This window comes from Psychroflexus sp. MBR-150 (assembly GCF_053628795.1).
The window spans coordinates 31,111-54,545 of the sequence record NZ_JBRJHB010000010.1; the positions used below are offsets into that span (position 1 = coordinate 31,111).

The 23,435-nt window shown below is 32.7% G+C and carries 20 protein-coding genes; 11 read left to right on the top strand and 9 right to left on the bottom strand.

Annotation, left to right across the window (positions count from 1 at the left end; translation table 11 throughout):
• Nucleotides 1-313 precede the first annotated feature (313 nt).
• The 4 genes from ACSSV5_RS07220 to typA all read left to right on the top strand — a co-directional run bounded on the left by ACSSV5_RS07220 (nucleotide 314) and on the right by typA (nucleotide 5,076).
• Entirely contained in the window at nucleotides 314-475 is a 162-nt protein-coding gene (locus ACSSV5_RS07220) for a T9SS type A sorting domain-containing protein (protein ID WP_454245355.1), read from the top strand.
• Between the two features lie 104 nt (nucleotides 476-579).
• Nucleotides 580-1,728 (top strand): hypothetical protein, encoded by a 1,149-nt coding sequence (locus tag ACSSV5_RS07225; RefSeq protein ID WP_454245356.1) that lies wholly within the window; start codon nucleotides 580-582, stop codon nucleotides 1,726-1,728.
• Between the two features lie 14 nt (nucleotides 1,729-1,742).
• The gene (locus tag ACSSV5_RS07230) at nucleotides 1,743-3,203 is read left to right on the top strand and encodes a transporter substrate-binding domain-containing protein (RefSeq protein WP_454245357.1); all 1,461 of its coding nucleotides are present in this window, start codon (nucleotides 1,743-1,745) and stop codon (nucleotides 3,201-3,203) included.
• Nucleotides 3,204-3,279: 76 nt separating this feature from the next.
• Nucleotides 3,280-5,076, top strand: coding sequence for a translational GTPase TypA (gene typA, locus ACSSV5_RS07235; RefSeq protein ID WP_454245358.1), 1,797 nt, complete (start codon nucleotides 3,280-3,282; stop codon nucleotides 5,074-5,076).
• A 204-nt stretch (nucleotides 5,077-5,280) separates the two neighbouring features.
• On the opposite strand, the gene ACSSV5_RS07240 is transcribed toward typA, so the two are convergent.
• Complete coding sequence (locus ACSSV5_RS07240) at nucleotides 5,281-6,042, bottom strand: MBL fold metallo-hydrolase (RefSeq protein WP_454245359.1); 762 nt, start codon at nucleotides 6,040-6,042, stop codon at nucleotides 5,281-5,283.
• Nucleotides 6,043-6,141: 99 nt separating this feature from the next.
• Between ACSSV5_RS07240 and ACSSV5_RS07245 the strand changes: the two genes are divergently transcribed.
• On the top strand, nucleotides 6,142-7,608 hold the full coding sequence (locus tag ACSSV5_RS07245; RefSeq protein ID WP_454245360.1) for a TonB-dependent receptor: 1,467 nt from the start codon (nucleotides 6,142-6,144) through the stop codon (nucleotides 7,606-7,608).
• A 183-nt stretch (nucleotides 7,609-7,791) separates the two neighbouring features.
• On the opposite strand, the gene ACSSV5_RS07250 is transcribed toward ACSSV5_RS07245, so the two are convergent.
• From ACSSV5_RS07250 to ACSSV5_RS07270, 5 genes are all read right to left on the bottom strand, one after another.
• Nucleotides 7,792-9,411: an AlwI family type II restriction endonuclease gene (locus ACSSV5_RS07250; protein WP_454245361.1), complete on the bottom strand. Its 1,620-nt coding sequence runs from the start codon at nucleotides 9,409-9,411 to the stop codon at nucleotides 7,792-7,794.
• Between the two features lie 52 nt (nucleotides 9,412-9,463).
• Nucleotides 9,464-10,378, bottom strand: a complete 915-nt coding sequence (locus ACSSV5_RS07255) for a DNA adenine methylase (protein ID WP_454245362.1) — start codon at nucleotides 10,376-10,378, stop codon at nucleotides 9,464-9,466.
• On the bottom strand, nucleotides 10,375-10,686 hold the full coding sequence (locus tag ACSSV5_RS07260; RefSeq protein WP_454245363.1) for a helix-turn-helix domain-containing protein: 312 nt from the start codon (nucleotides 10,684-10,686) through the stop codon (nucleotides 10,375-10,377). The genes ACSSV5_RS07255 and ACSSV5_RS07260 overlap by 4 nt, the downstream gene beginning before the upstream one ends.
• A 70-nt stretch (nucleotides 10,687-10,756) precedes the next feature.
• Entirely contained in the window at nucleotides 10,757-11,122 is a 366-nt protein-coding gene (locus tag ACSSV5_RS07265; protein WP_454245364.1) for an efflux RND transporter permease subunit, read from the bottom strand.
• 21 nt (nucleotides 11,123-11,143) lie between these two features.
• Nucleotides 11,144-12,220 (bottom strand): helix-turn-helix domain-containing protein, encoded by a 1,077-nt coding sequence (locus ACSSV5_RS07270; protein ID WP_211066502.1) that lies wholly within the window; start codon nucleotides 12,218-12,220, stop codon nucleotides 11,144-11,146.
• A 310-nt stretch (nucleotides 12,221-12,530) separates the two neighbouring features.
• Between ACSSV5_RS07270 and ACSSV5_RS07275 the strand changes: the two genes are divergently transcribed.
• The 4 genes from ACSSV5_RS07275 (at nucleotide 12,531) to ACSSV5_RS07290 (ending at nucleotide 18,625) form a co-directional block, all read left to right on the top strand.
• The gene (locus ACSSV5_RS07275) at nucleotides 12,531-15,440 is read left to right on the top strand and encodes a TonB-dependent receptor (RefSeq protein ID WP_454245365.1); all 2,910 of its coding nucleotides are present in this window, start codon (nucleotides 12,531-12,533) and stop codon (nucleotides 15,438-15,440) included.
• A 64-nt stretch (nucleotides 15,441-15,504) separates the two neighbouring features.
• A complete protein-coding gene (locus tag ACSSV5_RS07280) occupies nucleotides 15,505-16,653 on the top strand; it encodes a tyrosine-protein phosphatase (protein WP_454245366.1) in 1,149 nt (382 codons plus the stop codon).
• A 302-nt stretch (nucleotides 16,654-16,955) separates the two neighbouring features.
• Nucleotides 16,956-17,984 carry a type IX secretion system protein PorQ gene (gene porQ / locus ACSSV5_RS07285; protein WP_454245367.1) on the top strand — a complete coding sequence of 343 codons (1,029 nt, stop codon included), beginning with the start codon at nucleotides 16,956-16,958 and terminating at the stop codon, nucleotides 17,982-17,984.
• Nucleotides 17,984-18,625, top strand: a complete 642-nt coding sequence (locus ACSSV5_RS07290; protein WP_211066506.1) for a CPBP family glutamic-type intramembrane protease — start codon at nucleotides 17,984-17,986, stop codon at nucleotides 18,623-18,625. The genes porQ and ACSSV5_RS07290 overlap by 1 nt, the downstream gene beginning before the upstream one ends.
• Before the next feature lie 13 nt (nucleotides 18,626-18,638).
• Here the strand turns inward: ACSSV5_RS07290 and rimO are convergent, their stop codons facing one another.
• From rimO to ftsY, 3 genes are read right to left on the bottom strand one after another with little or no spacing between them, the layout of a single operon-like run.
• Nucleotides 18,639-19,940 (bottom strand): 30S ribosomal protein S12 methylthiotransferase RimO, encoded by a 1,302-nt coding sequence (rimO, locus tag ACSSV5_RS07295; protein WP_454245368.1) that lies wholly within the window; start codon nucleotides 19,938-19,940, stop codon nucleotides 18,639-18,641.
• A gap of 3 nt (nucleotides 19,941-19,943) precedes the next feature.
• Complete coding sequence (locus ACSSV5_RS07300) at nucleotides 19,944-20,243, bottom strand: hypothetical protein (RefSeq protein ID WP_454245369.1); 300 nt, start codon at nucleotides 20,241-20,243, stop codon at nucleotides 19,944-19,946.
• Nucleotide 20,244: 1 nt separating this feature from the next.
• A complete protein-coding gene (ftsY, locus tag ACSSV5_RS07305; RefSeq protein ID WP_454245370.1) occupies nucleotides 20,245-21,189 on the bottom strand; it encodes a signal recognition particle-docking protein FtsY in 945 nt (314 codons plus the stop codon).
• Nucleotides 21,190-21,424: 235 nt separating this feature from the next.
• Between ftsY and ACSSV5_RS07310 the strand changes: the two genes are divergently transcribed.
• Nucleotides 21,425-22,624: a DNA adenine methylase gene (locus ACSSV5_RS07310; RefSeq protein WP_211066510.1), complete on the top strand. Its 1,200-nt coding sequence runs from the start codon at nucleotides 21,425-21,427 to the stop codon at nucleotides 22,622-22,624.
• Entirely contained in the window at nucleotides 22,624-23,403 is a 780-nt protein-coding gene (locus ACSSV5_RS07315; RefSeq protein WP_211066511.1) for an HNH endonuclease, read from the top strand. Before ACSSV5_RS07310 ends, ACSSV5_RS07315 begins: the two co-directional genes overlap by 1 nt.
• Nucleotides 23,404-23,435 lie beyond the last annotated feature (32 nt).

A 23,435-nucleotide genomic window follows, 5' to 3' on the forward strand; every position in this document is an offset into this window, starting at 1 on the left:
CGCTCTTTCGACATGACAAATGATTAAATATCTGTATTTTATATGAATATATTTTATTGAAATTTATATCGAACTCACGTTGTTATAAATAGAACGTCTCCAATCCAACTATTTAAAACCGTTGAAACGCTTAGGATTGTGCGTGGGCTATGGTTTGCAAATATTCGATGGTGAATGGATTTATCCATTTTCTATGATTTCAATTTCTTCTCTGTAAGTCATTGAAATAAATTTTAACACATTCATCCCAAGGAAAATGATAGGCTAATTTTACCTAATCCTGTTGATAATCGAATTAAAATTGAATCTGTAGTTGATCAATTTACAATTTGAAATATACGATATAAAAGGCCTACTTTTAATGCAAACCCAAAACAGAAATAGTAACGCTTCAAAATTTTCAACAGGTATCTATTTTCTTAAAATTATAAATAAAAATCAACAAATATTGACCAAAAAGATCATCAAGAAATAAGCAGATTTATCTCATTTGACAAAAATCCTAAACTAAAATTTTGATTAGAAGGCATATTGTTTTTAAAATTTAACTAAAAAACGTATGTTTGAATAAAACCAAACATGAAAAACCTTTATTTGCTTTTAGTTTTTTTAAGCCTGATGGGTTGTAACTCGACTAAAAAAGTTGAAAAGGCTTTATTGTCAGGTAACTATCAAACAGCTATAAATCTTGCTGTAGATCAAATTCAAAAAGGTAAAGACAACAAAAAGACAGAAGATCAAAAATTAATTTTACAACAAGCCTTTAAAAACTACCAAAAAGAAATTATTAAAAAAAATGATTTCTTAAAAAAAGACCCAACTACTAATGCCGAAAAAGAGATATATGAAAATTATTTAGAGCTTTACGAAACGCAAAATAATATTAAACCTCTTTTACCGCTTTATCATCAAGGTAAAAAACTAAAGTTCAAGTTTGAAGATATTTCTTCTGACTTGATCATCGCTAAACAAAACTATGCAGAATATCTTTATCAATCAGGACAATCGTTTATGGATAAAGAAAAAACGCTTTCATACAGAAATGCATATGAAATATTTGAAAAACTCGACCAATTAATACCTCAATATAAAAATTCAAATAATTTAGCCGAAAAAGCGAGCTATTTAGGTAAAGATTTCGTCTTTGTCAATGCCGTAAACAATACAGAAGTCAGCATCCCAAAAAAACTTGAAGCTGAAATATTAGACTTCAATACTTATGGAATAGACAATCAATGGACAGTATATCACTCCAACCAAAAAGATGGAAATCCTTACCAATTTCAAATTAATCTCATCTTTGAAAATATTACCTTTTCACCTGAACAAATTGTTGAAAAGGAAAAACACATTAACAAAACAATCGAAATATCAGAAGTTCAAACGGATAGATCTGGAAATGAAATAACCAAAAATGTTAAAGTCAATGTAAGTGGTTTGTTGAACACCATTTCTCAAAGCAAATCTGTTTCTATTATTGCACAAGTCGATTATATTAACTTAGATACGGCTCAAAAAATAGATGATTTCAAATTAGGTAGCCAATATGTTTTTGAAAATATTTATGCTACTTTTGATGGAGATGAGAGAGCTTTAGACAAAAAACAAAAATCACTTCTAAACAACAAAGCAGTACCATTTCCTAGTAATGAGCAAATGTTGTTTGATGCGGCTGAGGATGTCAAACTCAAACTCAAATCTATTTTGAAAAGACATCCCTTAAGATAAATTTAAATTAACTTATGATACGATTGATTTTTATAAGCTTTTTAAGCCTTTTTTTGCTGTTATCCTGTAGTGATAGTAATAGCAAAGATGTTAAGGCTAAAAACACTGAACTTAATAAAAATCGAAAGTTTAAAGATATAATAGAAAGTGGCAAAATAAAAGCCATAACAACTTATAGTGGCACCACCTATTTTTTATACCGAGGACAACCCATGGGGTTTGAATACGAAATCCTTAAAAAATTTGCTGAAGATTTAAACCTTGAACTAGAAATCGTAATTGCCAAAGACGAAAATAAACTCATTGATATGCTCAAAGCCAACAAAGGCGACATAATTGCCTACGGCTATACTATCACAGAAGAACGCAAAAAAGAAATAGATTTTAGCATTCCTTTATATTTATCACATCAAGTTTTAGTTCAGAGAAAACCAAACAACTGGCGAAAAATGAAACTTCACAATATAAGAGAACAACTTATATCTAATCCAGTTGAATTGATAGGTGATACCGTTTCAGTTAAACGCAATTCATCCTATGCCCAAAGGATAGTGAACTTGTCAGAAGAAGTAGGCGGAAAAATTTATATCGATACCATTCCTGGTCAAATGACTACTGATGAGATTTTTAAAAATATTGCAGAAGGTAAAATAAAATACAGTATTGTTGATCAAAATGTAGCTTCTATTTACGCATCTGACTATCCTATTCTTGATATTTCCACAAAAATGAGTTTTTCTCAACGCATTGCTTGGGGTTTGAGAAAAGACTCAAATCAACTTAAAGATACTTTAAACCAATGGCTTAAACGTGCTAAAAAAACAGTTGATTATCACGTGATTTACAATAAATATTTCAAAAACAGAAGATCCTTTAGAAAACGTGTAAAGAGTGAGTTTTACAGCCTTAACGATCAAAAAATAAGTCCTTACGACGATTTGATAAAAAAATATGCAAAAAAATTGGGTTGGGATTGGCGTCTGATTGCGTCAATAGTTTATCAAGAATCGCAATTCAAACCTTCTAATGAGTCTTGGACAGGAGCCACTGGTCTTATGCAGATTATGCCAAGAACTGCTGAAGAACTAAAAATCACTAATCCAACCGATCCTGAGCAAAGTTTAAGAGGTGGCACAAAATATCTATCTCAACTTTGGAAAGCCCACAACACTGTTCCTGATTCTATACAGCGTATAAAATTCACTTTAGCATCTTATAATGCAGGTTTGTTTCATATTAAAGACGCTCAACGTCTTGCTTCACACCTCAAATTAGATTCACTTCAGTGGGATAAAAACGTAGAAAATGCACTTCTTAAATTGGATAAACCCGAATTTTACAACAAAGATTTTATAAAATACGGATACGTCAGAGCAAAAGAGCCATATAAATATGTCAAAGAAATTTTTGAACGTTACGAGCATTATAAAGCTTTTATTGATAGAAATCCTAATTTAAAAGAAGAAGAACTTTAGTATTAATTTTATAACTCATAAAAGGGTTTCTATTCAGATTTTATAAAGTACATTTGCAACTTTTTAAAACTGAGTTATGAACCTTAGAAATATTGCCATTATTGCCCACGTTGACCACGGTAAAACCACCTTGGTTGACAAAATTATGCACCATTGCAAACTTTTTAGAGACAACCAAGATACTGGTGAACTCATCTTAGATAGCAGTGACCAAGAACGCGAACGCGGTATCACCATTGTATCCAAAAATGTTTCTGTAGTATATAAAGACACTAAAATTAATATTATTGATACTCCTGGTCACGCCGATTTTGGTGGCGAAGTTGAACGCGTACTCAATATGGCCGATGGCGTTTTACTTTTAGTTGATGCCTTTGAAGGTCCGATGCCACAAACCCGTTTTGTGTTGCAAAAAGCCATAGATTTGGGGTTAAAACCTTGTGTGGTTATCAATAAAGTGGACAAACCAAACTGCACGCCAGAAGAAGTTCACGAAAAAGTTTTTGATTTGATGTTTGAACTCGGTGCTGAAGAATGGCAACTCGATTTTCCAACCGTTTACGGTTCTGCACTTAACAACTGGATGAGCGAAGATCCTGATAATGTTACAGACAACATCGAACCATTATTAGATATGGTTGTAGAACATATTGATCCTCCTAAAGTTAAAGAAGGTAATCTTCAAATGTTGATTACCTCTTTAGATTTCTCATCATACACAGGAAGAATTGCCATAGGAAGATTGCAACGTGGCAAGCTCAAAGCTGGAATGAATGTCGTTTTAGTGAAACGAGATGATTCTATCCAAAAAACAAAAATTAAAGAGCTATATGTATTTGAAGGCTTAGGCAAACGAAAAGTTGACGAAGTTCAAGCCGGTGATATTTGTGCTATTGTTGGTTTAGAAAATTTTGAGATAGGCGATACTATTGCCGATGTTGAAAATCCAGAAGCTCTATCTAAAATCAAAATTGATGAACCTACAATGAGTATGTTGTTTACCATCAATGATTCTCCCTTTTTTGGTAAAGATGGTAAATTTGTAACTTCAAGACACATCAAAGAACGTTTGTTAAAAGAACTTGAAAAAAACTTGGCTCTTAGAGTTGAAGAAACCAACAATGCTGATAAATTTATCGTTTATGGACGAGGTGTGATGCACTTATCGGTTTTAATAGAAACCATGCGAAGAGAAGGTTACGAACTCCAAATTGGTCAACCTCAAGTTATCATCAAAACCATAGACGGAAAAGCTTGCGAACCTATTGAAGAGTTAACCATTGATTTGCCTGAAAATCTTTCAGGTAAAGCTGTTGAAATGGTTACTCAACGAAAAGGCGAAATGCTCAGTATGGTGACCAAAGGTGAACGAATGGTCATCGAATTTATGATTCCTTCTCGCGGTATTATTGGTCTAAGAAATCAATTGTTGACAGCCACTGCCGGTGAAGCTATTATGGCACATCGATTTAAAGAATATCAACCCCTTAAAGGTGACATTCCTCAACGTCAAAACGGCTCTTTGATCTCTATGGAAAAAGGAAAAGCTATTCCCTACTCTATCGACAAACTGCAAGACAGAGGTAAGTTTTTTGTCGATCCAGGCGAAGATATTTATGAAGGTCAAGTGATTGGTGAAAGTTCTAGACAAGATGATTTAACTGTCAACGTTACCAAAACCAAAAAGCTTTCTAATGTCCGTTCTTCAGGTGCAGACGATAAAGCTAAAATTGTGCCGGCCAAAAAATTCTCTTTAGAAGAAGCTTTAGAATATATTCAAAAAGACGAATACGTTGAAGTGACGCCAAATTTTTTAAGACTAAGAAAAATTTATCTTAAGGAAACCGATAGAAAACGCAATAAGATTGTTTGACCTATTATACCAAATTGAATGAGTAAAAAAAAGTATAACACCGACCTATATTTTAACGTGAGTTTGATATAAATATTAGGAAAAAAAATTAAAAAAGTAGAAAAATTAGTATATTAAAACACTGAAAAACAACAATATAAACTAATTTTCTGCTTATGATTTCAACAAATAAAATTACTGAAATTTACTATTGAATAAATCGGGTTATACTTCTATTTTCAAATTATCGTAAGCCAAAAAAACATTTTCTGGAAGTTTTTTTTGCACCTCTTCATGAAATCCCATTTTATGACTGATATGTGTAAAATATGCCCGTTCTGGTTTTACATGATTTACAATTTTAAGTGCTTCGCTTAAGTTGAGATGTGTATTGTGCGGTTCTTCTCTTAAAGCATTTAAAACTAAAACTTTTACGCCTTTCAATTTTTTCATAGACTCTTTTGGAATAGTTTTAGCATCAGTTACATAGGCAAAATCGTCTATTCTGAAACCGTAAACTTGGAGTTTGCCATGAAAAACATTGATAGGAATAACTTCTTTTTTTCCAATAATAAATGGATTATCATCAATGATATTGATATCTAAAGTCGGTGCACCAGGATATTTGTTTTGTACTGTAAAAACATATTCAAATCTTTTTTTTAGTTCTTTTAAAACCCTTTGATGTGCGTAAATAGAAATATCACCTTGCCTAAAGTAAAACGGTCTGACGTCATCTAGACCGATAACATGATCATTGTGTTCGTGGGTAAACAAAATGCCGTCTAATCTATCAATAGGGTTAGCTAACATTTGTTGTCTAAAATCAGGACCACAATCTACTACATAGGTATAAATATCCCATTGAATCAAAATAGAAACTCTAAGTCTTTTGTCTTTAGGGTCATCGCTTAAACATACAGGATGACGGCTTCCAATTACGGGAATACCTTGTGAAGTGCCTGTACCTAAAAATGTAACTTTCAAAACCTTTATTTTTTCACAAAAGTAGGGATTATTTTTTGTAAGCTTATGCATTTAATTATCTTTGTTAGTACTAAAATTTATACACTTAAATCAACAAAAATGGCAGTTTCAATCAAGGGAGACAAAGAGTTTGACGAAGTACTTTCCATCAAAAACAAAGCCTTAAGAATCAACCTTAACAAAAACATTTACGGCACATTTGCTGAAATTGGTGCTGGACAAGAAACCGTAAGGAATTTTTTTAGAGCTGGTGGTGCCAGTGGAACCATAGCTAAAACTATGAGTGCTTACGACAAAGATTTTAGCGATGCTATTTACGGAACTGAAGACGATAGACGCTACGTCACTGAAAACAGGCTAAACAAAATGCTTGATCATGAAACCAGACTTATCGAGGAACGTATCATAAGGCGTAAACATCCTGATAAATTATTTTTTACCTTTGCTAACACCGTTACCACGATAGATTTTGCAAAAAAATACAAAGGTCATGGTTGGGTTGGTATTAAATATCAAGTCAAACCTGACGAAGCTTACAATAAAATAGTTTTGCATCTGAGATTTAAAGAAAACAATGCTAAACATCAACAAATCACACTTGGTGTTTTAGGGGTTAATTTGATTTATGCGGCTTATTACAATCACGATAGTGCAAGAGATATTTTAATAAACCTTTACAATCACCTTGAGAAAGACCAACTAGAAATTGACACGATAAACTTTTCTGGACCGCGTTTTAAAAAAGTAGATAACCGTTTGATGAGTTTGCAATTGGTCAAAAACGATATGACCGATGCGGTAATGTTTGCTCCAAATGGTAACAATGTTTTGCCTGCAAGTATTTTATACAGGAAAAATATTTTAGCTTTAAGAGGAAGTTTTAGACCTGTGACTAACGTCAATATGGATATTTACAGAAATTCATTAAAGCTCTTTAAAAGCGAAAGAAAGGTCAGTGAGAAGCAAACCCAAGTCATTTTTGAAATCACATTATCTAATCTAAAAGCTGAAGGCGAAATAGATGAAGCAGATTTTTTAGACCGTGCTGACTTGCTTTGTAATCTTGGTCACACAGTTATGATTTCTAACTTCCAAGAATACTATAGGCTTGTTGAATATTTTTCTAAATACACCAAAGAACGAATGGGTCTTGCTATGGGCGTTAACAATCTTATTGACGTTTTTGACGAACGCTACTACAGACATTTAAGCGGTGGTATTTTAGAAGCATTTGGTAAACTCTTCTTTAAAGACCTTAAAGTTTATCTTTATCCATACAAAAACCCAGAAACTGGCGAAATAACCAACAGCGAAAATCTTAAAGTTCACCCGAGAATGAAAGAACTCTACAAATTCTTTAAACATAATGGTCGCGTGGTTGATATTAAAGATTACGACGAAGACAATCTAGGAATTTTCTCAAGAGAAGTACTTCAAATGATAGCTGATGATGAAAGTGGCTGGGAAGACAAATTACCAAGGCAAACTGCTGAAATGATAAAAAGCCAAAACCTGTTTAAACGCGATTATAAAAAGGCTGAGTATGTTGGATATGATATTTCGTGATTCTAATTTTTAGTTTTAAAGTTAAACTTATTTTCTAACCAATAAAGGTCTAGTGTATGAGCAGTAGTGGATTAAAAAACATTATCTTTTCGGTTAAACACTTGCTTTTATTAATATTCATTTCGTTTCAATTTTGTACCAAACTCGCTATTGCTTATACAAATTGTTATGCTTTCACCTTTTTTATTCATTCAGCCAATTCAATGCTTCTTGTGTTATTCCATTATACCAATCTTTTTCGTTTTCTGTGGACACCGCTAATACATTTGAACGTTCAAAAAACTTTTGTACGTGTCTTGGCTCGGGAACATAACTTGCTTTGTGCGAGTCCTCAACCATTTTGATGAAAACACTTAATGGTAGCGGAACTATTGTGGATTTTCCACCATAATAGCTGATATTCATTTTATGCAATGCGTAAAAGTGAGCAATACAAGCATCATTTATATTCGGTGCAATAAATAGACAGTAAGCAGGTTTGTCTGTTTCTCGTTTTACTTTAGCAAGATGTCGAGTTACAGGTTCGCCCTCTGTTTCATATTGTCGTTGTCCGCCTTGCATAGTCACTTCTACAGTCAGACCAAATTCTCCATAATCACAAACAATATCCGCCATATTTCCTTGTGCTGTGGACATTGGATTTCCAAAGTCGTCAAACTTTAAATTGGTTTTAATGTTACCACCGTCCAACATTGTCATTGCTCGCCAAGTGTTCCATTCAAGCATTAAAGGAGTATCGTAAAGCGAATTGTCAAGAATTTGGTCAAATGTTGAGTTTATTTCATCAAACAATCGATAGTCTTTAATTGCTATTACTTGCTCGGTGAGAATTTGCTCTTTACGTTTTTCTAATTCGTCTGCATAAATGTCTTTGAGTTGTTGTAAACTCATTTCATTGCTGATTTGAATTTCGGGGAACTCCGAAGCTATTTTTTGTTCAAGCAATTCGCGATTGTTAGAAAGTAAAGTAGGAGTTTCCGCATTGCCGAGATAGTTTATATATTCTTTCTGATTATCAATAAAAACAGGTTCTCGGCTTGTGCGTTCCAAAAAATAATCCACCTCTTGAATTTTTTCAGGTGCTATTGAAACAGATTTTCCAATATGAGAAATTTTTACCAATCCCGTTGCTCGTAAATAACGAATACAAGCATCAGCATAATCTCGCATATTACTTGCTTTCGTTTTTAGGAATTTTGAGATAGATGCATCATTGGTTTCTCTCGTTTTTGTGTTTCCTTCAATGATATCATCTTGGTATATTTCTCGTAGCTCTTTGTCTAAATATTCTTTGCGAAATTTTTTATAGTTGCCTTCATTTTGAGCTTTTGCTGTCCGAAATTCATTCACCTTTTGCAGAATTTCATCAAACTTTCTGTAATCCACCAATTGCAAGCCGAAAAACATTAATTCGTCAAATTTTAGTGAACCAAAATGGCGAACTAAACGAAACAGCTCCAAATAAGGTTTAACCCAAAATTTTGCTGCCTTTTCAGATGGTTTATGGTACGGGGAAGGAACTTGGAATTTTAGGAGTTGTCTTAAAAATATTTCGTCCTTGCGTTTTGAATTTACTAATTCCGAACCTGCTGGTGTTAGGCTAATTTTGGGAGAAAGAATGACAAAGCCAAGAGCTTTTGGTGCTCGGTTAATTCTATCTCTTGAACTAAACGCTGGGTCTTTTGCTCCTTGTCCATTGAAAAAGTTTTCCTCTTTCAATAATTCCATAAAAGCTCGTTGTGTTTCTGTATTCCATTTTTGCCCTGCAAAATGAGTGCTCAACAACTCTATTTCTGGTATCATTTTAGCCGGAGTTCTCGGAGACGTAGTAACGAAAATTACTTTACTGTCAATTCTAGCCATAAGAAACAGATTCTTCTTCTAATATTAGCTTGGGTTCTCTTTTTAATGCTTCATTACCATAGTTTGAAATAAGAATATGACTTGCTTCTGCCTTAAATCTATTTCTAATATTTACGGCATATGATTTTCCATATTCGTCCACAATCATATCTCCGTATAATTTTTCGGTTAGCGGTGTTCGTCCAATAACCATTAATGCTTTACAGTTTAATTCTTTATAAGCATTGGCTAATTCGTTATGGTTTTTTTCGTTGAAACCGTCTTTGTGTTCTACATTTCCATAGTCCGAAAATACGCAGTCGTAAGGCGGGTCTAAAAAGATAAAATCATCTTCGTTTGCCATTTCGAAAATAGCTTTATAGTCATAGTTGTATATTTCCGTATTGGCCAGTAGTTGACTATGCTTTTTTGTTACTAATGATGTGTTTAAATTTTTATAACGTCCATAAGGAACATTGAACTCGCCTTTCGAATTGTAGCGTATCATTCCCGAATACGCAGTTTTGTTAATGAAGAAGTACAGCAGGGCATCAGAATATTTTTTTTCTGTCAAATCGTTAAACATATTCCTGATTTGATAGTAAAGTGTTTCGTTATCGTCAGCAACTCTTTCATTTGGTGTTTTGGCTTTTAGCTTTTCAAATTTTTGACGATTGATTTTGTAGATTTTTTCGATTTCGAAAAGTTCTTTTTTTAAACTTTCAAAGTCCAATTTCACGCCTTTGTAGAAATCCATCAATTTAGAATTTATGTCATTGATGATTGCTTTTTTTGGTTCTAAATAAAAAAACAATGCTCCGCCACCAAAAAAGGGTTCAATATATCTGCCATTGAAATCGGGTATGTATTTTTCTAGGTGTGGAATTTCTTTGGATTTCCCTCCTCTGTATTTGACTAATGGTTTCATATTTTTGTTTTTTGGCGTTTATAATTAATGATGTTTTCCGCCACAACATTCAGAATTTGTGTAGCTTCATCTTCGTCAGCAATTAGGTCATAAACCTTGTCTGCCGACCACAATTGTAAAAGTTCTTTTGTATCAGTTTTCAATAGTTTCGCGAGGGTTGAAACTTGTTCACGTTTTGCTCGTCTGTCGCCTTTTTCGATTTTACAGTAGGTTGCTGTATCAATTTCCAATACGGAAGCCAATTGTCTTTGAGAGATTTGTTGTTTCTCTCGAAGCGTTCTGATTCTATTACCAAATATTGTTGACATATATTTGTCTTGACGTTATTTGGCAAATCTAATAATTAATTCTGGCTTTAGAAATTTTATCGGAGTCTTTTTAGGTGAGGCATAACTTATACAAAATAGGAATAAAGTATAAACTGATAAAAGTACCTACAAACAAGCTACCAATAACAGTAAGAGCTAAAGGCTTTTGCAAATCTGCTCCTAAGCCTGAGATAAACAAAAATGGCATAAGAGCTAAAATAGTAGTTAAAGAAGTCATCAATATAGGCTTTAAACGCATAATACCAGCTTTTTCGATAGCTTTATCAACATCATTTAAACCAGACTTTCGCAACATATTGATGGTATGAACTTTTATGATACTATCATTTATGACTATACCCGCCATAACAACTATGCCTATACCCGTCATATCATTTAAACTGCCTCCAAAAATCCAAACTATAAAATTGTACATTACTCAATACATCTTCAGTTGTCAGCTTGCCTTATAAATAGAATCCTTAGAATTTAAGTGTTTCCTGTATTCACTGGGAGTGAAATTTGTTTCCATCTTAATATATCTATTAAAAGAAGCCTTAGATTTAAAACCACATTGAAAAGCTATATCTAACAATTTCATTGAACCATTCTTTTTACTTTCAATAATTCGTTTTGCTTCTTCAATTCTATAATGATTAATAAATTTATAAAAATTCTTATTGAGATGTGAGTTCAACACTTGAGTTAAATAATGTTTAGGAACATCTAAATTGTCTGCCAATTTATCTAAGGTTATATTTTCATCCAAATAAATCTTACTTTCGCTCATATATTTTTCTAAATTAATTGCTATTTCTTCTATATTCACTCCCCTAATTTCAGATTTCTCGTATTTTTTTTTCTTCTTATTAGAAGAAACCAGTTTTAAATAAAATAAGTGTTGAATCAACAAGATACAAATAATGGTCAATGTGCTATAAATAATCACCCTATTGGTGTAATCAGAGAAATAATTAGGTAAAATATAACTTAAACCCCATACGATTAAAGATGGAGTAAATAACAAATAAGAAATTATTTTTAATCTGTTTGAATTTACGCTATCATCGCTACTTTGATGCTTTCTAATGGTAAAAACGCTAAGCAATCCGTAAACGGTTATCGATATCAAAAAAGCATAAACCATAAGTGGTTTGTAAATGCTAAGCCACTGCACATAATTATTGGAAGAGGTAAATAAATTGCCTACAATAACCACATAAAAAACTGAAGCAACCAACAGAGGAGTAAAGTGATATTTTACTTTGGTTTTGTCATAGTCTATTTTGAAATATTTACAAATAGCAAAATATAACAATGGACCATAAGCTAAGCTCAAGCTTGTAATAAGGTTTCTAAATAGAAAATCGGTATCTGCCAATTCCAATAAAAGAAATTTTAAAGAAAAGTGAATCAATACAATAAGTATAAAATTCTTTATAAAATATTCCTTTTTAAATAGACTTTTGTTAGAACGCAATAAATATAAAGCGACAAGAACTTGACAAATTGCAACTATTAAGGTTGTTTTCATATTCAAAGATATTTATCAAATTTATATAATTTGTTAACTCATTATTAAGTAAGGGTTACGTTTACAAACTCTATAATCTGAAAAATCAAATCCATATCTCTTAAAGATTATATTACAAAAAATTAACCTAAAGGTAATACATGCTTTTTGTTTTTTATATTACTGTATATCAGATGTTTAAAGTATTATTTTTATCATTAAAAGTTTAAATTAATTGGTTGCTACCAAAAAAGGTGTCCACCAAATATCCGATACTTTTACGCGGTTACTTAATTATAGATTTGGCGAAAATTTTAAAACATCTATTTTTATGAAAACAAAAACCTTTTTCTCATCTAGTAAAGAAGCTTTGCTACTTTATCTATGTATTTTATTTTCAACTGTATCATTTTCGCAAAACTCAGCTTCAATCACTGGTGTTTGCGTGGACAGTTATGGTAAACTGCCTGGCGTTTCTATTTTAATAAAAGGCACTAACTATGGTGCGATTTCAAACCTTGAAGGAAATTTTACCATAAACAATGTTCCTGTTGGTGATCAAGTTGTTGAATTTTCTTTTATGGGCTACGAGACAATCACAAAAGAGATTGTGGTTGAAGAAAATCAAATGATAAATTTAGGAACTATCAAAATGACTGAAAGTGGCATTTCCTTAGATGCTGTAGATTTAAAAATTTCTAACCGACCTACTCAGGCAAGGGCTTATAGCATTCAAAAAAATGCACCTGCTATTATGAATGTAATCTCTTCTGACGTAATTGGAAAATTACCCGACAGAAATGCCGCTGAAGCCGTCCAGAGAATTCCAGGAGTTTCTATTGAAAGAGACCACGGCGAGGGCCGTTATGTAAGTGTGAGAGGTGCTCCATTAAAATGGAATTCAAACCTCATAAATGGTAACAGGCTGCCTTCATCTTTAGGAACTTCCGATGGGATTGGCTCCGACAGGTCGGTTCCTTTAGACATCTTCCCTTCAGAATTAATTCAATTTGTTCAATTGTCAAAGGCTATAACCCCAGATATGGAAGGTGATGCTATTGGTGGGTCTGTTAATTTTATCACCAGAACAGCTCCGCTTAAAGAAACCCTTATTGTCAACGCCGCAGGTGGTGGTAATAATCAAGCCAAAGATTACACTTACAACGCTGCAGTTACTTATGGTAATAAATTCTTTGATGATAAGCTGGGAATCATCGTTTCTGGTTCAATTTGGGATCGTGCTTGGGGAACTGATAATTATGAAGTGATATACAACGCTGAACTAGAAGACCCTATACAGCAGTTTTCTCTTGCTGAACTTGAGTTGAGAGACTATCTCGGAAGAAGAAGAACTTGGGGTTTAAATTTTGGAGCCGAATACAATTTCGATTTTAACAATAAAATATTCTTAAGAACCATCAACACTTCTTTTCAAGATGATGAAAAATCCAGGGAGTCACTTTTTGATTTCAACGCAAACAGCTATACAATGAGAACCAGAAAAGCCGTTTGGGGTACTGATTTATCTGGTGGCGAGCTAGGCGGTGATCATTACTTAACTCAAAAACTACGATTGAGATGGAAAGGAGCTACCTATACCAATAAGTTTGACCTTTCTAATACACCTAGAGTTAACGATCTTGTTGATCCTGCTTTGCTGTTTGCCATTTTTGTTCAATCAGATATGAATTTTGGTGGCAGAGCAGCAGATGGCTATAAATATTTAGATATTGATGCTCCTCAAGGAAGTCAAGGCGATCCTGCCGATAACATTCAGCCCAATCCAGGCAATCCTATAAGTGCAGACGAACTTTTATTATCGCAACTGCTCAATCTCCAACAAAGATCTAAAGAGACCGATTATGTTGGGCAAGTGGACTTTGACTATGAGGTAAACAATAGACTTAAATTAAAGTTTGGTGGCAAAGCAAGATTTAAAACCAGAACAGAAGGTGCTCCACTTAACATCTGGATTCCAGGTGCTGCAGTTGGTGCTCCAGTTCAGCCATTTTTTCTGTCTGATTTTGATAGAGAATCTTCGTTCCCGTTTAATGGAGGATATTTATCTGAAATTCCAGGAAATTACGATAATTTATTAATGCCTCATATTACTCAAGGGCAATTACGAGATCTCTATTCTGAAAACAGTTTGTCAGAACTCAATGCAATCAGAATTACCCAAGACGAAAACAATCCTTCATCAGCTGGAAGTTATTTCTCTGGTGACGAAAATGTTTATGCAGGTTATATTATGGCTACCTATGAGCTAACGGATAAGATGACATTGATTGGTGGATTTAGAAACGAATACACCTCCATAGACTATACAGGCAACAAAGTAATAGAAAGTGATAACGCAGATCCAGTAATTGAAAAAACATCAGAAAGCAAATCAAACAATGCTTTTTTGCCTATGTTTCATGTAAAATATGCTCTAAATGACAATTCTAATCTACGCTTAGCTTACACTAGAACTTTAGCTAGACCAGATTTTGGAAGCTTAAACCCTGGGGTTTCTCAAAATTCAGTTTTCAGGACCATAAATAGAGGTAATCCAGATTTAAAACCTACATTTTCAGATAATTTTGATTTGCTTTTTGAACATTACTTTGATAACGTTGGTTTTGTTTCTGGAGGTGTGTTTTACAAATCTATTACTGACGACATTTTTGCCAGCACAGGACAAGAAACCATAGACGGAGTAATATATAATGTTACAGAACCCCGCAACCTAGAAGACGGTTACTTGTTTGGTTTTGAAGTAGGTCTTTCTAAACGATTAGACTTTCTGCCAGGTTTCCTAAGTGGTTTTGGCGTTGAAGCTAACTATACTTATACAGATTCTGAAGTTAACATCCCTATTTTTAATGTTGATGAAAATAATAATATTGTAAGAGAAACCATAAAACAACCCTTACAAAATCAATCAGAACACTTGTTTAATGCATCTATTTTCTATGAAAAATATGGATTTATGTTTAGAGCTGCTGCAAACTTTAAAGGTAAAAATATTGTGGAATTTTCAGAATTTGGTCCAGAACATAACAGATGGTATGACGACAACCTAACCGTTGACCTCTCTGCTTCCTATAGCTTCAACAAAAAATTAAAGTTATTTATGGAAGTTAACAATATAACCAATGAGCCGTTGAGATATTTTCACGGTGTAGAAGGAAGACCAGAACAGGTTGAATATTATTCTATACGAGGTCAACTGGGCATTTCTTATTCAATATTTTAACATTACTAAACAAGAGGTAAAATTAATTGCCTCTTGTTTAAACTTTAATTCTTAAAACTAATATATGATAAATTATAGAAACATCACTTTAATATTACTTGTTTTGATTACAAGTTTGGTGGGTTGCAAAAACAAACCTGAAGAAAAACTTAACTCTGAGATTTCAGCTGAAAACAAGCTTAATTCTGAAGTTACATTGGAAACCCCCAAAACCATTGAAAAATCACTTCAAGAAACAGCTGAAGCCATTTACAACCCTGATAGCAGTTATACTTTGGCTTTTAACAAAAAGGCGAACTGGAAATTTGTAGCCTCAAATTCAGATGAAAACATCAATTGGGAACAATTAAAACCCATTGAGTTATCAAATGATAGTACCTATACCACAAATCAAAAATTTAAGGAACGTATGTTCTTTGGCATAGTAAATGATTTAGGAGATACTTTGGTCATTTCCAATAGGCAAATTCCTTTGTTAGGACTTTCAAATTTTAGGGACATAGGTGGCTTACAAACCACAGATGGTAAAACAGTAAAATGGGGGAAAATTTACAGATCGGACAAATTATCTGAACTTTCAAATAATGATGTTCAACTACTTAAAACGATGGATATTAAAACCGTTATAGATTTTAGAACTGCTTCAGAAGTTAAGGAAGAACCTGATGTAATTGCAAACGACTCTTATTTTGACTACAAAAATTATCCTACAGGTCCTGATATGAAAGATAAAAACAAATACTTAGAAATGCTAAGAGAATTTGAATCTCCTGAAGATTCGGCTGATCTTTTAAAGGAAATAACTGGGCAATTCCCTATTGAATGGAAAGACACTTACATCAAATTATTTGAAAATTTAGTGCAGACAAACCAACCTTTGCTTTTTCATTGTACAGCTGGAAAAGACCGTACCGGTTTGGCCAGTGCACTTATTCTTTATGTCTTAGGGGTTGATAAAAACACCATAATAGATGAGTATTTATTATCTAATTTTTACAGACAGGAAGATAACAATAAATGGATTAGTCAAATTGCTCAATATGACATTGATCCAGAAATAATCAGACCTTTTATGGATGTTCGTAAATCCTATTTGTTAAATGCCTTCAACACCATTGAAAAAGAATACGGTTCTATGGACAACTATGTAAAAAATGTTTTGAATTTAAATGAAAAAGATATAAATACACTTCGAAATAAATATTTATATTAAGCAAGATTAAACCTTCATATTCAGACAAATAAGAAACACAGTTTGTTTTATTGCGGGGTAAAAATTACCCCGTATTTTTTTAATTTACCTATTATCAAACTTTATATTATAAAAATGCCTTAAAAATCAATTAATAAAATTTTCAACTCTATCTATTCTTGTATTTTTACCTTGCTTTCTCATCTCAAGAAAACGTTTAAAAATTTAAGGGTTTAGTTTAAAACCAACAGATAACTTTAGAATTTAAAATATTGCACTTCAGTATTCGTTTATAAGGTTGTATCATTATCTTTACCGCCTAAATGAATAGCTTGAGCCGTTTAATTTTAGTTTTATCAATGCTTTTATATTTTGACCTGTCAGCTCAAATCGGTGGTCAAAATACTTATCAATTTCTCAATTTACCCGTTTCGCCGAGGCACGCTGCTCTTGGTGGTAAAAACATCACATTAAACAATTACGACCCATCTTCAGCCCTGAATAATCCAGCTCTGATTAATTATAGAATGGACAATCAGTTGGCAGTAAATTATATGAATTTTGTAGGTGACATCAATTACGGCACAGCATCTTACGCCTATTTGTTTGATAGACGCACACAGGTTTTGCAAATTGGCATGACCTATATCAATTACGGTAGCTTTGATGGATTTGACGAAAATGCTAATCCAACTGGAAGTTTTACGGGCAACGAAGCGGCTCTATCAGTAGGTTACCAAAAGAAACTTGGTCGTTCAGATTTTCATCTTGGAGCAAATGTGAAATTTATCACCTCTAAATTAGAAAATTTTACATCTTTTGGTATTGCATCAGATATTGGTTTATCTTATAAATATGACCGTTGGGATTTAATCGTCTCTGGTGTGGTTAGAAATATTGGCTATCAGATTAAACCTTTTAATGATGTTCGCGAAGATTTGCCTCTTGAAGTTGTCCTCGGCATTTCTCAAAAGTTACGTACTTTACCGTTTAGATGGCATATTACGGTTGAAAATATCCAAGAGTGGAATATCGCCTTTGGTAATACAGCAAGAGATGAAGTGGATTTAAATGGAAATGTAACCAAAGATGATCCTGGTTTTTTTAGCAATTTATTTAGAAGAACAATAATTGGCTTAGAATTCTTTCCTGAAAGCGGATTTAATATCCAATTAGGTTATAACTTTAGACGTGCAGAAGAATTGAGAATTGAAGATCAACGTTCATTTGCTGGTTTAAGCGGTGGCTTGAGCATTAAGTTTAATAAAGTGAGAATCAATTACAGTTATACCCAATTTAACCGTGCTGCCAATACCAGTTTTTTTGGAGTCAGCATAGACCTTAATCGCTAATGAAATTTTTTACTTTCAACCGTTTGAGCCTTGAGCACTTCTTGATATTTGTGTTATTTCCTATTGTACTAACTTTTGATTTTTCTATATATATCAAATTAGGTTTAGGATTTATTGCCTTAATTTATGTGATAATTATCTCGATCAAAAATAGTTACTTTAGAAGTTTAAATCTAAAATTTAGTCCATCTCAAAAGTCAGCTTACTTAAAAAGTTTGACGTTAAAATTTATAAGTATTGCTCTGCTGACAAGCCTAATCACATTTTTATTTTATAAAGAAGTGTTGTTTAATGCATTACAAAATAATCTATGGCGATTTTTTCTCGTTACTGGTGTTTACACTTTTTTATCTGTCATACCACAAGAATTTATTTATAGAAAATTCTATTTTCAACGATACAAAATGCTTTTTAAATCTGATAAACAACTTATCGCAATCAATTCTATGGTGTTTTGTCTCGGTCATTTGTTTTTTGACAATCTGTTAGTCTTAGTCATCACTCTAATAGGTGGATTCATATTTAGCTTGTCTTATCTCAAATATCAGTCCTTAAAATGGATATGTATTGAGCACAGCCTTTATGGTTTATGGCTTTATACAATCGGACTTGGCGGATTGTTGGGGTTTCCTGTTAACTGAAGGCTAAATACAATTACGCAGGAAAACCATACAAATCAAAATCATGAGCCTCTTCGATTTTGATATTGCAAAAATCCCCTATTTTGACATAGTGTTCTTCTGCATTGATCAAAACTTCATTATCCACATCAGGCGAATCAAATTCAGTTCGACCTACAAAATAATTGCCTTCTTTTCTGTCTATAACGCATTTGAAAGTTTGACCGATTTTGTTTTGGTTTTGCTCCCAAGAGATTTGAGATTGAATTTCCATAATCTCATTGGCACGTTTTATTTTGACTTCTTCGGGTACATCATCTTCAAGATTATAGGCGTGCGTGTCTTCTTCGTGTGAATAGGTAAACACGCCAAGTCGTTCAAACCTCATCTCTTTCACCCAAGTTTTTAATTCTTCAAATTGAGCTTCAGTTTCGCCAGGATAGCCAACAATCAAAGTTGTTCTGATACAGATGCCTGGCACTTTTTCTCTAAATAGTTTTAAAAGCTTTGTGGTTTTTTCATGAGTTGTGCCACGTCGCATAGATTTTAAAATTTCATCAGAAATATGTTGTAGTGGAATGTCGATATAATTACACACTTTTGGCTCTTCACGAATAACGTCTAAAACATCTTCAGGAAAGCCCGTTGGAAATGCATAATGCAACCTGATCCATTCAATACCTTCTATTTTTGCTAAAGCTTTTAGCAATTCGGCAAGATTGCGTTTTTTATAAAGGTCTAAGCCGTAATAGGTTAAATCTTGAGCTATTAAAATCAGTTCTTTAACACCATTTGCGGCTAATTTTTCAGACTCTTGAACCAATTCCTCTATGGGTTTTGAGCGGTGTTTACCACGCATGAGCGGAATAGCACAAAAAGAACACGGCCTATCGCATCCTTCTGCTATTTTTAGATAAGCATAATTTTTAGGCGTTGTCGTTAAACGTTCGCCAATCAATTCGTGTTTGTAGTCAGCACCGAGAGCTTTTAATAATAAAGGCAAATCTGTCGTACCAAAATAATCATCAACATCGGGAATTTCTTTTTGCAAATCTGGTTTATAGCGTTCAGACAAACAGCCTGTTACAAATACTTTATCTATTTCGCCTTCTTGTTTAAGGTTGACATAGTTTAAGATTGTGTTGACCGATTGCTCTTTGGCGTTGTTGATAAATCCACAAGTGTTTATGACTACAATATTGCCTTCCTGCTCGTGAGCAACATCCTTGCCGTTGGCTTTCAACTGACCCATTATCACTTCAGAATCATAGATGTTTTTACTACAACCCAAAGTAACTAAATTGATTTTATTTTTCTTGAGCGATTTTGTTCGCATAAATTATAAATTTTGATTCAACCACCAGACCCAATCTACTTCAAAATACCGCACTGCACTGATGACGATGACTGATAAAGCAATGAACCACCAATTGGTTTTGTTTTGTTTGAGTTGCCACCATGCTATCAAACCGATTATCGCTAAAGGTAAACTTATGATAAGGATAGGCAACACCGATTGGTTTTCTGCAAAGATAGAATACAATTTTGTCAAGATATAAAAAGCTGCATAAATGACAGTAATTTTATAAATGATGAGTTTATTTTTTGGGTTTCTAAATGGTGCTGGTTTATCGGTCATATTAAGATTTAAAAAATGAATCTACAAATTCTGTTTTGTCAAACAATTGTAAATCTGTGGCTTTTTCACCAATACCAATATATTTTACAGGCACTTTAAATTGGTCGCTAATACCAATCACAACGCCACCTTTGGCAGTACCATCGAGTTTTGTAACGGCTAAAGAAGTCACTTCGGTTGCAGCCGTAAACTGTTTAGCTTGTTCAAAAGCATTTTGCCCTGTAGAGCCATCTAAAACCAACAAAACTTCGTTAGGAGCATGATCAACCACTTTTTGCATCACGCGTTTAATTTTGGTCAACTCATTCATCAAGTTCACTTTGTTATGCAATCTTCCTGCGGTGTCTATTAAAACAACATCTGCATTTTGTTTAACAGCACTTTGCACAGTATCATAAGCCACAGATGCTGGATCGCTTCCCATTTTTTGTTTAACGATAGGCACACCAACACGCTGAGACCAGATGTCTAATTGCTCAACAGCTGCAGCTCTAAAAGTATCAGCAGCACCCAAAACCACTGAAAGGCCTTGATTTTTAAACAAGGTTGCAAGTTTACCAATGGTTGTGGTTTTTCCAACACCATTGACGCCAACAACCATAATCACATACGGCTTTTTATCTTCATCGTGGTTAATGTCGTGTTCATTTTCTGATAGAAGTTTGGCAATTTCGTCGCGTAAAATACTATTGAGTTCGTCAGTGCCAAGATATTTATCTCGAGCTACGCGTTCTTCAATACGGTCTATAATTTTGATAGTGGTTGCCACGCCTACATCACTTGAGATAAGGACTTCTTCCAAATCGTCTAAAACTTCAGCATCAACTTTTGATTTGCCAGCAACGGCTTTAGACAGTTTATTAAAAAAACTGGATTTTGTTTTTTCAAGACCTTCATCAAGGTCTTCTTTTTTGTCTTTATTAAATATTTTTTTGAAAAAACTCATGATATTAAATTTAAAATTGCAAAGATACATATTAAGTTAATCCCAAATTATAATCAGAGCATAATCCTCTATAATAACCGACGAAAACATAGTTTTGTTTCGGGGTTAACCCTGACAAAAATGCTTATAATTGAACATTTTTCGTCATTATTCAATAGTTGGGCACAATACAGAAAAAATTTCAACTTAAAATTAAATTCTCGTGTTTAAACTGATAAATTTTTATATTTACAGTATGAATTATCTTGTAGAAGAACCAGTCGTAACATACAATCAAATTAATTTAAGTTTCACAAACTATACAAAAGCACGGAAACTTGAACCACTTGTAAAATGGGCTGGTGGAAAGGAACAAGAATTAAAATATATTATTCCAAATCTTCCAGATTATTTTGAAAATTACTACGAACCCTTTGTTGGTGGCGGTTCAGTTTATACCGCAATTCAAGCCCAAAAATATTTTATAAATGATAAATCACACGAGTTAATTGATTTATATAAAATCATAATTTCTGAAGAGCGAGAAATTTTTTTTAAAGCAATTGACGAAATTATCCACAACTGGGAAGTTTTAGGTGATATTTCAAAGAAAAATCAAAAGTTCTTTGTGAAAATATATAAGGATTTTGCCAGTGACAAAATAACGAAAGATATATTATCAAATAAAATCTATGAATTCATATTAAAAAATTCTAAGGAATTTAATGGTCTTTTTTCTTCATTTTTCAATTTTAATATTGAGAATTTTCTCAAAGAAGTCAAGAAAAATTTAGTCCGAAAAACATCAAGAATGAAAGTTCTTGAAAAACAAAAAGGGAAATTACCCGATAAAGACATTTTAGATAACATAGAAACGGCATTAAAAAGTGCATTTTATATGCATTTTAGACATATTTATAATTTCCATAAAAAATACGAATTAAATAAAGCTTTTTATAGTGCAATATTTCTCTTTATTAGAAATTACGCATATTCTGGAATGTTTCGATACAATTCAAAAGGTGAATTTAATGTTCCTTATGGCGGAATAGCATACAATAATAAAAATTTCAGAAAAAAAATTGAATATTTAAAATCTGAACCCCTACAAAAATTATTAACAAAAACAAAAATTGTTAATGATGATTTTGAAGATTTCTTTAGATACAATAATCCATCAAAAAGAGATTTTGTTTTCTTAGATCCTCCTTACGATACAGAATTTAGCACATATGCTCAAAACGATTTTGTTAAAACTGACCAAGAAAGACTTGCAAATTATTTAATAAATGATTGTAAAGCAAAGTGGATGATGATAATTAAAAATACTGATTTTATTTTAAATTTATATACTCATCCCAAAGTAAATGTTTTAACTTTTGACAAAAAATATTTAGTTAGCTTTATGAACCGGAATAATAAAAATACTGAACATCTTTTAATAACCAATTATTAATGGCAAGAAGAATTACCGAAACAGAATTAATATTACCATCATTATATTTGATGAAACTAAATAATGGTCAAATAACGACATCAGAATTAATCGAGAAACTTCGCTTAATAATGAAACCAAGTGGTGCAGATTTAGAAATTCTTTCAGGTAGAAACGATGACAAATTTTCTCAAAAGGTTAGAAATTTAAAAGCCCACGGAACCTTTGAAAGAATGGGATATGCAAAATATAAAGGTAAGGCTCGCAGTGGTTATGTAGAAATAACTAATGAAGGGAAAAAACATTTGAAACGAAATCAAAAGATTTTAAATTATCTTTTAGTAAATGATTTTGAATATTCTGACCTAACAGAAAACTTAAAGGAAATAGAAAAAAATGAAGACAAAAAAGAAATAGAAACTTTTGACGAAAATATTATTATTCAAGAAGGTCTAAAAAAAGTAAGAGAAGTAAAGGTTTACGAAAGATCTTCGACGTTAAGAGATTTTGCGATTAAGCATTTTACTGTAAAAAATCATATTTCCTGTAAATGTTGTTCTTTCGACTTTGAAGATTTTTACGGTTCTGAAATTGGAAAAGGTTTTATTGAAATACATCATACAAAACCAATTTTCCAGTATGAAGATGATGATTTAGAAAACACTTTGGAAAATGCACTTGAAAATTTAGCACCAGTTTGTTCAAATTGTCATCGTATGATACATAGGAACTGGTCGAAACCACTCGAAATACAATATTTAATAGGACAAATAGAACAAAACGGAACATTTACGCGATAAAGCTCAGTGCCTAACACGAGGTCATAAGTAAT